Source organism: Streptomyces sp. NPDC055239 (genome assembly GCF_053606205.1).
On sequence record NZ_JBSGRD010000001.1, the window covers coordinates 1,334,511 to 1,345,777 of the forward strand.

At 69.7% G+C, this 11,267-nt stretch carries 10 protein-coding genes; 5 read left to right on the forward strand and 5 right to left on the reverse strand.

Translation table 11 applies throughout. The features are described 5' to 3' along the window. Window positions 1–62: 62 nt before the first annotated feature. Window positions 63–1,223 (reverse strand): amidohydrolase/deacetylase family metallohydrolase, encoded by a 1,161-nt coding sequence (locus ACWFRJ_RS05575; RefSeq protein WP_453524888.1) that lies wholly within the window; start codon window positions 1,221–1,223, stop codon window positions 63–65. A gap of 167 nt (window positions 1,224–1,390) precedes the next feature. On the opposite strand from ACWFRJ_RS05575, the gene ACWFRJ_RS05580 reads away from it, so the two are divergent. Together ACWFRJ_RS05580 and ACWFRJ_RS05585 are read left to right on the forward strand one after the other, a co-directional pair. After that, window positions 1,391–2,137, forward strand: coding sequence for an IclR family transcriptional regulator (locus ACWFRJ_RS05580; RefSeq protein ID WP_453524889.1), 747 nt, complete (start codon window positions 1,391–1,393; stop codon window positions 2,135–2,137). 104 nt (window positions 2,138–2,241) lie between these two features. Continuing rightward, window positions 2,242–2,964, forward strand: coding sequence for a DUF998 domain-containing protein (locus tag ACWFRJ_RS05585; protein WP_453524890.1), 723 nt, complete (start codon window positions 2,242–2,244; stop codon window positions 2,962–2,964). 35 nt (window positions 2,965–2,999) lie between these two features. On the opposite strand, the gene ACWFRJ_RS05590 is transcribed toward ACWFRJ_RS05585, so the two are convergent. The 4 genes from ACWFRJ_RS05590 to ACWFRJ_RS05605 all read right to left on the reverse strand — a co-directional run bounded on the left by ACWFRJ_RS05590 (window position 3,000) and on the right by ACWFRJ_RS05605 (window position 6,702). Continuing rightward, entirely contained in the window at window positions 3,000–4,421 is a 1,422-nt protein-coding gene (locus ACWFRJ_RS05590) for an aldehyde dehydrogenase family protein (RefSeq protein ID WP_453524891.1), read from the reverse strand. Between the two features lie 240 nt (window positions 4,422–4,661). Beyond that, window positions 4,662–5,297 (reverse strand): SUKH-4 family immunity protein, encoded by a 636-nt coding sequence (locus tag ACWFRJ_RS05595; RefSeq protein ID WP_453524892.1) that lies wholly within the window; start codon window positions 5,295–5,297, stop codon window positions 4,662–4,664. 194 nt (window positions 5,298–5,491) lie between these two features. Beyond that, complete coding sequence (locus ACWFRJ_RS05600) at window positions 5,492–6,145, reverse strand: hypothetical protein (protein WP_453524893.1); 654 nt, start codon at window positions 6,143–6,145, stop codon at window positions 5,492–5,494. Window positions 6,146–6,249: 104 nt separating this feature from the next. Then, the gene (locus ACWFRJ_RS05605; RefSeq protein WP_453524894.1) at window positions 6,250–6,702 is read right to left on the reverse strand and encodes a GbsR/MarR family transcriptional regulator; all 453 of its coding nucleotides are present in this window, start codon (window positions 6,700–6,702) and stop codon (window positions 6,250–6,252) included. A 196-nt stretch (window positions 6,703–6,898) separates the two neighbouring features. Between ACWFRJ_RS05605 and ACWFRJ_RS05610 the strand changes: the two genes are divergently transcribed. The 3 genes from ACWFRJ_RS05610 (at window position 6,899) to ACWFRJ_RS05620 (ending at window position 11,168) form a co-directional block, all read left to right on the forward strand. Next, window positions 6,899–8,464 carry a GMC family oxidoreductase gene (locus tag ACWFRJ_RS05610; protein WP_453524895.1) on the forward strand — a complete coding sequence of 522 codons (1,566 nt, stop codon included), beginning with the start codon at window positions 6,899–6,901 and terminating at the stop codon, window positions 8,462–8,464. 107 nt (window positions 8,465–8,571) lie between these two features. After that, the gene (locus ACWFRJ_RS05615; RefSeq protein ID WP_453524896.1) at window positions 8,572–10,020 is read left to right on the forward strand and encodes an aldehyde dehydrogenase family protein; all 1,449 of its coding nucleotides are present in this window, start codon (window positions 8,572–8,574) and stop codon (window positions 10,018–10,020) included. Next, window positions 10,017–11,168, forward strand: a complete 1,152-nt coding sequence (locus ACWFRJ_RS05620) for a M20 family metallopeptidase (RefSeq protein WP_453524897.1) — start codon at window positions 10,017–10,019, stop codon at window positions 11,166–11,168. Before ACWFRJ_RS05615 ends, ACWFRJ_RS05620 begins: the two co-directional genes overlap by 4 nt. The last annotated feature ends 99 nt before the right edge of the window (window positions 11,169–11,267 follow it).

Consider the following 11,267-nt stretch of genomic DNA (forward strand, 5'->3'; position numbering starts at 1 on the left):
CGTTCCGGTCGGTGGTGCGGGCGGAGGCGGGCTCGGCCGGGGGAGTGGCTGGTGCCGGTGGTTCAGGCGGATCCGCTCCCCACCGGATGGACGCGGCCCGCGCGGACGACCGCGACCGGCTCCAGGCGGGTGTCGCCGGTGCGCGTGGCGCCCTCGGCGTCGGTCAGAGTCACCGGCCCCTGCTCCCGCCGCAGCAAGGTAAGGTCCGCCACGGAACCTGGACGCAAGGTGCCGAAGTCCTGCTCCAGGCCCAGTACTTCAGCGGCGTGCAGGGTGGCGCAGCGAATCACTTGCTGCGGCGTCATGCCCAGGGCGAGGAGTTTGTCCAGGGTCGTGGCCAGCGAGTGCACCGGCCCCTCGATGCTGCGCGCGTGCAGGTCCGTACTGATCGTGTACGGGGTGAATCCGGCTGCCAGCGCCCGCTCCGCGGTGGCGAAGCACAGACTCGCGCTGCCGTGCCCGATGTCGAGACGGACGCCGCGCGCGACGGCCGCACGTGCCTGCCGCTCGCTGCCGAAGAGGCCGCCGGGCTTGCCGTGGAAGGCGTGCGTGACGACATCACCCGCGCCGAGCAGGTCAAGCACGTCGGCAAGGACCGGAGGTTCGTTGCCCACATGGACCATGACCGGTCGGCCCACCCGCTCGGCGACCCGCTTGGCGGACCGCAGGGGGGCGAGCCCGCTGTCGCCGAGGACCGACGCGCTCATCCGGACCTTGATTCCGCGGATCTGCTCGGGGTGGTCGCGCAGCGCCTCCTCGGTGGCCGCCTCGTCCACGTCACCGGGCCCGTGCGAGAGCTCCCTGGGCCCGTGGACCAGACCGTGGCGGGAGATGTTCAGCCAGCTCAGCACCCGGGTGGCGGCGGGGCGGACAACGTTGTCCGTGAAGTCGGAGAAGTCGTCGCTGCCGCAACTGCCCGCGTCCACCACGGTGGTGACGCCCTGGCGCACCCCGATCGTGTCGGCGGGGGCGCCGAGGTAGGTGCGGGAGGCGTAGACGTGCGTGTGCAGGTCGATCAGGCCCGGCGCGACGAGCAGGCCGGAGGCGTCGAGCCGTTCCTCGCCGACGAGAGTGCCGGGTGCGCCGATCGCCGCGATGCGACCGTCGTGCACGGCGATGTCACCCGGCTCGGGGGCCTCGCGCAGCGGGTCGGCCAGGAGTCCGCCCGACACCACGAGATCGAATCGTTGTCGGTGCGGGGCCGTTGCCCCGTGTTCAGCCATGGACGGCCGCCTTTCCCGAGCGTGAGATAGGTGCGTGGAGCGTCCGGCACGAGAGGCGACCCAGGGGTGCGTCACGGCCGGAGGACAGGCAAGCGTTCCGTAGAGTAGAATTGCGTTCCGCTGTACGGACCGATTGGCAACATAGCCCGCGCGTTCTCGGAGGGTCAATGGATGGCAGCAAGCCCGTTAATTCCGTCGCGAAGGCGCTACGGGTCCTGCACGCACTGGCCCGCCCGGACGGACCGCACCGCCTCGGCGAGATCGCCGAGCATGCGGGCGTGCCCAAGGCCAGCACCCACCGGGTCCTGGCCATCCTGGTCGAGGAGGGGTACGCGGCGGCCGACGGCGAGGGCCGCTACGGCAGCGGCAATCAACTCCGGGCCCTGTCCGCGCTGGTGCTGGCCGACGACGCCGTCGGTATCGACGCGGTGCTGCGCGCACTCCAGCAACGCCTCGGCCAGACCGTCCACCTGGCCGTGCCGAGCGGCGACTACGCCACCTACACGCACAAGGTCGACCCGGGCCACGCCTACCGCATCGCCAGCGACGTCGGCACTCCGCTGCCGTTGCACACCACGGCCGCGGGCAAGGCGCTGCTCGCTCACCTGCCGCAGAGCGAGGCGGACGACATCCTCGACCGCACCGGACTGCCCGCCCGCACACCCCGCACCCACACCGACCGTGCGGCCCTGGCCGAGGAGTTGGCCCGCATCCGAGCCGATGGCTACGCCACCGACTACGAGGAATCGGACGACTCCATCTGCTCGGTCGCCGCCCCGGTGCTCGACGCCGATGGAACCCCGGTCGGGGCGGTCTCTGTCTCCGCCCTCACCTTCCTCGTGACGGAGGAACAGCTCAGCAGTTTCGCGCCGGCCGTGCAGCAAGCGGCACTGGATGTCTCACGCAGACTGTGAACGCCGGTCGGGAGCAGCGCCGAACCGTACGGGGGCTTCCCCCACCCCCGGTCCGGGGGCCCTTCGGAGTGCTGGAGGAGAGCGCTTCATGATCCGCTGTACGCATGGAAATTGAGCGCACAGAAGGTTCAGCGGGCGCAAAGCTGAAGGCTCGGATCGGGTACGCGGCGTGGATTGTGGGTGTCGTCCAGTTCTTCGTCATCCATGGCATCGCTGAGGCGGCCTGGGCGAAACCGTACAGCTGGGCGCGGTACAACATCAGCGACTTGGGCAACGCTCACTGCGCCCAGCAGGTGGATCCCGAGCCGCGATACATATGCTCTCCCGAACATGACCTGATGAACGGGGCGTTCATCGTTCTGGGAGCTCTGCTTGTCGTAGGTGTAGCCCTGACCGGTGCCGGTCTATGGCGCAGAAGTCGGTCCGCGATCGCGGCCCGGTTGCTGCTGGCCGCCGGTGGCGTGGGATTCGTGCTGGCCGGGCTGGCCCCCGCGGACGTGAACGAGAACCAGCACGTCCTTGGCGCCCTGCTCATCATGGCCCTTGGCAACATCGGCCTTGTTCTGGCGGGACTCGACTCCTCGGTCGATGCTCCCCGTTCGATGCGCTGGGCGACCCTGCTGATGGGTGTCACCGCGATCGCGGCCCTGGGGCTCTTCCTCTCCCGCCACTACCTCGGGCTCGGTATGGGAGGCATGGAAAGGGTGGCCGCGTTTCCTCTCCTGGTGTGGGCGCTGGGTGTCGGCATCCTCGGTCTGATCCGCTCGACACCACGGAGGCGACAGGTGATGTCTTCGGGCAACACGCCGCAGACAGCCAACAGATGAGCCTTGCGGTCCAGTTCCTGAAGACAGTCGCGTGTTCAGCCGCCGCGGACGACCTTGGTCTCCAGGTACTCCGTCATGCCGTCGGGCCCGAACTCGCGGCCGTTGCCGGACTGCTTGTACCCGCCCCAGGGGGCGGACCAGTCGAACTCCGCGTCGTTGATCAGGACGCAGCCGGCCCTGATCCGCTCCGCGACCGCGCGGGCCGCGGTCAGATCGGCGCCGGTGATGTACGCGGCCAGGCCGAAGGGAGTGTCGTTGGCGATGTCGATCGCCTCCTCCACGGTGTCGTAGGCGATCACCGACATCACCGGGCCGAAAATCTCCTCCCTGGCGATCGTCATGGAGTTGTCGACGTCGGCGAACACGGTCGGCCTGGCGAAGTGACCCGCCTCAAGGCCGGCCGGCTTGCCAAGGCCGCCGGTCACCAGGCGCGCACCCTGGTCCAGGCCCTGTTGGATGAACCCCTGGACGATGTTCCACTGCTCGGCGGAGATCAGCGGCCCCATGGTGGTGTCCTGGGCGCGCGGGTCGCCCAGGGTGAGGGCCTCCACCGCCGGCACCAGGACGGACAGGAACTCCTGAAGCCGCGCCCGGGGCACCAAGGTACGGCTGGGCGCGCTGCACAGTTGGCCGGTCATGGACATCAGCCACGTCATGGCCGTCTGTACCGCGATGTCGAGGTCGGCGTCGGGCAGCAGGATGTGCGGGGACTTCCCGCCCAGCTCGGAGGTGACACGCTTGACGGTCGGCGCGGCGGCGATCGCGACCTGCGTCGCGGCCGTCAGGGAACCGGTGAACGAGACGATCCCGACACCCGGGTGCGCGCTCAGGGTGGGGCCGACGACCGAACCGCGGCCGTTGACGAGGTTGAACACGCCCGCCGGGACACCGGCCGCGTCCATGATCTCCGCCAGGATGATCGCGGAGTACGGGGTCAGCTGGGCCGGTTTGAGAACCACGGTGCATCCGGCGGCGAGCGCCGAGACGGTCTTGCCCGTGGGCTGGAGGACGGGGAAGTTCCACGGCGTGATCAGCCCCGCCACCCCCAGAGCCTCCTTACGGATCACCGTCTCCCCGCGCATCTCGGTGAAGGCGTACGTCTTGAGAACCTCGATGGCCGTGGCGATCTGCACCCGTCCTGTGGGCACGTGCGCGCCCCGGGCCAGTGTCAATGGGGCGCCGAGTTCAGCGGTGACCGCCTGGGCCAGATCCTCGGCCCGCTTGTCGTATGCGACGAGTACCCGTTCCAGGAGCGCAATGCGCTCCTCGGGCGTGGTCTGCGAGTACGAGACGAACGCGCGCTCCGCCGCGGCGACGGCGGCATCGACATCGGCCTCGCCGCCCAGCACCACCCGGCCCGTGACCTCGCCGGTCGCCGGGTGGGTCAGCTCCAGGGCCGACGCCTTGAGCGGGGCACGCCAGGCGCCGTCGATGTACAGCTCGTTGTGTTCACGCATGATGATCAGCTCTCGGTGAAAGGACCGAGGGCCGCGCCGCAAGCCGTCCTGCGCCGCTCCGAGCCCTGGTCGGCTCCCATCGTGGAGCGGAGCAGGGAAGTCATCCAGGGAGACATTTCCCTGGGTACGCCACGGCTAGGAACGCCTCTGCCGCGATGGCACCGACGACCTCGGCCACGGCTGCGGACTTTGTCGCCACCCTTCGCGCAGGAGCCTGGCAGGCCAGAAGACGGCCCGCGATCACCCGTAGAGCGAGCGGGCTCCCGGGCTGTCGCCCCTGAAGCGTTGGCCGGCGGCGATCTCCTCGCCGACCACCGACCAGACGGTCTCGTCGTCCTGGAAAGGGAGCGGGTCGACGGTGCTCGTCTCCTGACGGATGCGCTCGACCTCGCGCTCCAGGCGCTCGAAGTCGGCTTCTTCGTCGCCGTCGTCGCCGTCGTCGCCGTCGTCACCGCTGAAGGTGAACTCCTCGAGCAGACGCTGGAACCGGAGGGCGACCTGGACCAGGGAGGAGACGTCCGCGTGGAGTTCCCGCACGGTCTCCTCGTCAGGGTCGAAGGCGTGCACCTTGCCGGAACTGGGTTCGAGGGCGAGGTGGGCGTTGAGCAGCCAGCCGATGACGGGCCATTCGCCCGCGTCCGCCGGGGCACCCTCGAAGTCCTCGGCGTCGACGACGTCCTGGACGAGCGGCAGCCGACCGGAGCGCTCGTCGGGCTCACGCATATGGAGCGTCCCGTCGGGGACGCCGACTGTCTGCAGGAGGCAGGCGCCGTCGGCGGCCGCGGTAGAGGGCGGGAAGGCGGTGGCGGGCAGGGTCGCGAGCCGGTTCTCGCCGAAGATGTCGGCGAGTTCGCTGCGGGTGAGGTGGAAAAGCACTGCCGGAACTCCGAACTCGGCTGCGGCACGGACGCCGTGGGACTCTTGGTGGGCGGAGGCGGTCAGACAACAGCGTTGCGGATCGAGACCCGTCCGGCGACTCCGATTCCGTCCCGTCCGCTCGCCGCCCTGCGGGCCCCTGAACGAACCAGTCGGTCCTGTGCGGTGTCGGTGCGACTTCTACGGACCCGGCCTCAAGCGACGTTGCCGAGGTCGTCGAGCGTGATGCGATGGCCTGCCCGGCGCCGTATGAAACCGCGGAGGCCTGCCAGCAGCGTGATCCCCGTCCATCCGACGAGGCCCATGATCAGAGTGCCGATCTGGCCCGCGGGGTCGACGTCGGTGGCGGCTTCCATCGGGACGACACCCTCCGGGTCGCTGATGACGTCGAGCCGATCGCCCACCCCCCACTCCGGGTCGTTCCCGTCATAGGTCAGCGGCTCGTCGAGTTTTCCGTCCGGTCCGACGAGGGTGAAGCGGTGGCTGCTCGAGCCGTCGTCGTCGGCGCTGTCGGCTGTGATGCGGACGCTTTCACGCACCCCCCGGACATCGAGAGCGGCCTCGGGGGCTATCTGCACCGAGCCCACGAGGACGAATATCGCCGGAAGGAAGGAGACGAGGGCGAGCCACACCGCGTTGTGGAGGAAGACCAGGAGGGCCGCGAAGGCGAAGCACCCGATGATGCCGGTGATGATCGGAATCACATCTGTGCCCACCGCGAGATACGAGATCCCGGTGTTGGCCGCCGCGATGGCCCAGCCAAGTCCCATCACGACGAGGGTGTACACGAAGTATCTCCCCCGACTCACGGTTGAACCCTGCGACTTCTTCGTGTCCACCTCAGTCATCAGGGCAGCATAGACAGGCCACCTGCCGGGCCCGCGTCCGGCATCACGAGGAGAGCCGGCGTCAAGGACCGGGCGCGGTGACCGGCGCACGAGTTGTCGTGCCGCTATCCGGTGTGCAGTCGCTGGTACTCGTCGAGCAGCCGTCGCAGATGCCCCACCATGAAGTCGTAGTAGGCGTGCATGTCACGCAACCGCGCCTGCTGAGCCTCTGGCAGGCCAAGTCCCCGTTCCTGCGCGGTCCGCGCGAGTTCCAGCAACTGCTCGGTCTGGTTGAGCTGGTGCTGGAGGCAGCCGGTCCATGCGTCGTCGCGCCACACGTAACCGGCCTGGCGCACGCCGGGTACCTTGACCCGTTCGACCGTGCCGTTCGTGATGAGCAGGCGGGTCATCTCCGACGCCGAACCCTTGCTGGCTCCCAGGGCCGTCTGCAGTTCCGACAGTGTCATGGGGGTCGGGCTGAGCATCAGGACGCCCGCGAGACGGCCGGCCATGGGCGGCCAGCCCATCGCGCGCCCGATCCGCTGACCGAAGTCCTCGACCAGCGGCCCGTCAGTCATGGCCGAGCTTCCGTCACCCGTGACCGAACTCCCTTCGCCCATGGCTGACCTGTTGTCGGCGGCTGGCGACACTCATCCTCCCTGTACGGAAGAAAATGAAAATTCATTCTTGACTGAACATTCCTGGTACGTCAGATTACCAGCATCCGTGCAGGAGTCACCGGCGCGGAGCACGCTCCCGTATCAAGGAGTAGAGATGGCAAAGCACGATCGCGACCTGATCGTTGTCGGCGCGGGCTCCGCGGGTGCGGCGATCGCCGCCCGCGCCGCCGCTCGCGGCCGACGGGTCCTCCTTCTGGAGGCGGGCCCCGACTACCGCTCGGCGCAGATGCCTGAGCCGTGGCGCTCGCCCAATCCCGTGGTGGCCCTCATGGACCCCGCAGCCTCGGAACATCTCGTGTGGACCGGCCTGAACTCCTCGCGCACCGAGAAGCAGCCGCAGGCCCCGTACTGGCGCGGCCGGGGAGTGGGCGGCAGTTCGTCCGTCAACGGCCAGATCGCGATCCGGCCGCCGATGGAGGACTTCGAGGAATGGGCCAGGCTCGGCTGTAGCGGATGGGCGCCCGAGGACGTGCTGCCGTACTTCGCCAAGCTGGAGGACGACGACGAGTTCGGCGACAAGACCTACCACGGTCGCGGCGGACCGACCCCGATCCACCGGACCCCGAAGGAAGCCTGGGGAGGCGTCGACCGGGCCCTGGCCGACTCGGCCCTGGCGGCAGGGTTCGGCTGGGCCCCCGACGTCAACGCACCCGGCGCCACCGGAGTCTCGCCCTACCCGATCAACTCCCGTGACGCCCGCCGCGTCAGCGTCAACGACGCCTACCTCGAACCCGCACGTGAACTGGCCGGCCTCACCATCCGCGGCGACGCGCTGGTGGACAGCGTCATCTTCGAGAACGACCGCGCGATCGGTGTCCGTGTGGTGATCGACGGATCCGTCGTCACCGAGTACGCGGACGAGGTGATCCTCAGCGCGGGAGTGATCCACTCGCCGGCGATCCTGCTGCGCTCGGGCATCGGCCCCGCCGGTCAGCTGCGGGCGCTGGGGATCGAGGTCCGCCAGGACCTGCCGGTCGGTCTCGGTATGCAGGACCACGCGATGACGGTGCTCTCGCTGCCGTTGCGGGCCGAAGCCGCCATCAAGTCACCGCACGACCGGCACACCAACGTCTGCGTGCGCTGGTCCAGCGGGACGTGCACACACTCCGACGACCTCATGTTCGTCTCGCTCAACCAGAACGTGCTTGCCATGGCCACGGCCAACACGCAGTCGCACGCCGGTGCCTTCGGTGTCTGGCTGAACCGGGCCCACTCGCGCGGTGAACTCGCCCTCGTCTCCACCGACCCCTCGGCGCACCCGTACGTAGCCCAGCGGATGCTTTCCGACGAGCGTGATCTCGCCACGATGAGGGAAGGCGTGCGCGCCCTCGTCGAGTTGAGCGGCAGCCCCGAGACGGCCGCCGTCCTCGGCGGATCGATCGAAGAGGCGAACCGTCCGCTGTTCGAGGCCCTGGCGAACGACAGCGACCTCGACGACCACCTGCTGTCGACGGTCATCGACGCCCAGCACGGCACGAGCACCTGCCGGATGGGCGCTCCCGGGGCGGCCGAGACGGTCGTCGACCCGGCGTGCCGGGTCCAGGGTGTCCGGGGTCTGCGGGTCGTGGACGCCTCGATCTTCCCTTCCGTCCCCCGGGCCAACACCAATCTCGCCGCCATCATGACCGGCGAGCTCATGGCCGACCGGCTCGACGCCTGACTCCGCTCGTACGGAGCCCTCTGATCCCGCTCGTGCTGAGCCCCCAACCCCCGCCTCGTACCGAGCCCCCTGCTCCGACCCCGTATCGAACAGAAACGGCGACAACCATGGAAACCCTGCAGAACTTCATCGGCGGCAGGTGGGAAGAACCGGTCGGCGACGATGTCCTCGCCGTGGTCAACCCCGCCACGGAGGAAGCGTTCGCGCAGTTCCGCGCGGGCGGCGCCGACGACGTCGACCGCGCCGTGTCCGTGGCGGTCGCGGCGCAACCCGAGTGGGCCGCGCTCACCGTGGCGCGGCGCGTGGAAGTGATTCACGCCTGGGCCGACACGATCGCCGCACACGCCGACGAACTGGCCGAACTGGAATGCCGGGAGATGGGTAAACCGGTCGGCATCGGTGTCTCTTTCATAGCGGGGGCCGTGGCCGGGCTGAAGGCCGCCGCGGACCAGGCGCTCACCTACCCGTTCAGCGAAACAGTGACCGGTCCGGGTCCGGCGGGAGAGCGGACCGACATCGTGCGCCACCCGCTCGGCGTCACCGCAGTGATCACTCCGTGGAACTTTCCCGTCGTCATGGTCCTCGGCGCGCTCGGCCCGCTGCTCGCCGCCGGGAACACCGTCGTGGTCAAGCCCTCGGAGCGATCCCCGGTCTCGACGGTGCGGCTGTGCGATCTTGCCGCCTCCGTCGGACTGCCCCCGGGCGTACTGAACCTGGTACTCGGCGACGGCCGCACGGGCGCGGCGCTGACGGAACACGAAGACGTACGGCTTGTCCACTTCACCGGCTCGGTCGGGGCCGGCCGCGCCGTGGGGGCGGCGACCGGACACCGCCTGAGCCGCTCCGTGCTCGAACTCGGCGGAAAGGACCCCGTCGTGATCGACGCCGGAGTCGATCCGGTGGCCACCGCGCAGGCCGTCGCGTTCGGCGCGTTCATCAACACCGGCCAGATCTGCACCTCCATGGAACGGATCTACGTCCATGAGCGGATCGCGGACGAGTTCGTCGAGGCGCTCGTCGCCGCGGCGCTGACCTTCACCGTCGGCGACGGTCTCGACCCCGCCACGGTGATCGGGCCACTCGTGGACGCGCGGCAACGCGACACCGTACGACGCCATGTCGAGGACGCCGTCCACAAGGGCGCCACCGTGCGCGCGGGCGGAGCCGTACCGGAACGCCCCGGCTACTTCTACCCGGCGACCGTGCTCACCGGAGTCGACGACACCATGCTCGTGATGACCGAGGAGACGTTCGGCCCCGTAGCGCCCGTCACCGTCGTGGCCGGCTTCGAGGAGGGCCTCACCCGCGCGGCTGCCTCCCGCTACGGCCTCGCCGCCACCGTGTACACCGACGACCCCGATCACATCGCGGCAGCCGCGCGACTGCCCGTCGGTGTCGTATGGGTCAACCAGTGGCAGGGCGGCGGCCCCGAGCGGCTGTACGAACCGGCCCGCGACAGCGGCATGGGAGCCACCGGAGCCCGTGCCGCGTACGACGCGGCGACCCGGCCCGCCGCCGTGCACGTCGCCGCCACCGCTCCGGCGGCCGGCCTGTGACCGCCGCCAAGGAGTCCGCGGCGCGGCACGTCCGAGCCGCGGCGGACGACCTGATCGCCCTGTCCCACCGGATCCACGACAATCCCGAACTGGCCTTCGAGGAGTATCTCGCGAGCCGCTGGGTCGCCGACGCCCTGAGCGAAGCGGGGTTCGAGGTCCAGCACGGGTACTGCGGGCTGCCGACCGCCGTGGAAGCGACGGTCGGCACCGGGCCGACCCACATCGCGATCTGCGCGGAGTACGACGCGCTGCCCGACATCGGGCACGCCTGCGGCCACAACATCATCGCCGCCGCGGCCGTCGGCGCCGGTATCGCGCTGGCCCCCTTGGCGGACGAACTCGGCCTGACGGTGCGGATACTCGGCACTCCCGCCGAGGAAGGCGGCGGCGGCAAGGTACTCATGTTGGAACAGGGTGCCTTCGACGGCGTACACGCGGCGATGATGGTTCACCCGGCGGCGGTCGAGATGGCGGCCATGCCAGGCCTGGCCGTCACCCAGTTCGACGTGTCCTACGAAGGCAAAGCGGCACATGCCGGTGCCTATCCCGATCTTGGCGTCAACGCGGCGGACGCCATGACCCTCGCCCAGGTGGGCATCGGGCTGCTGCGCCAGCAGACCACGGCCTCGGATCGCATACACGGCATCGTCACCCAGGCAGGCTCCGCCGCCAATGTCATCCCCGACGTCAGCCGCGGCCACTGGATCGTGCGCAGCGACACCCTGGACGCCCTGGAGCCGTTGGCCGGGCGGGTGCACCGCTGCTTCGAAGCGGGCGCGCTGGCCACCGGCTGCGACCTGTCCACCACGAAGGTCGGCCCCGACTACGCCGACCTGAGGCCGGACCAGGGCCTGCTCGACCTGTGGGTCGCCAACGCGACGGCACTCGGCCGCAGCTTCCCCGAACTGCCGAAGAGCGTCGCGGGCGCCGCCACCGACATGGGGAACGTCTCCCATGTCGTTCCCACCATCCACCCCATGCTCGGCCTTGACTGCCTCCCTGCGGTCAACCACCAACCGGAATTCACCGCCGCGTGCCGTACAGAGACAGCGGACAGGGCCGTACTCGACGGGGCGACCGGCATGGCCTGGACGGCCATCGACGTCGCCCTCGCGGCCGGACGAGGCGCGGACAAGCCGGACACGTAGCCACGCAAGAGGCAGCCGGAGCCCGAACATGGAGTGAGTCGCCGTCCTGGAGATGCCTCGGGATCCTGGAGGTGTCTTCGGGGCCCGCCCAAGTTGCCG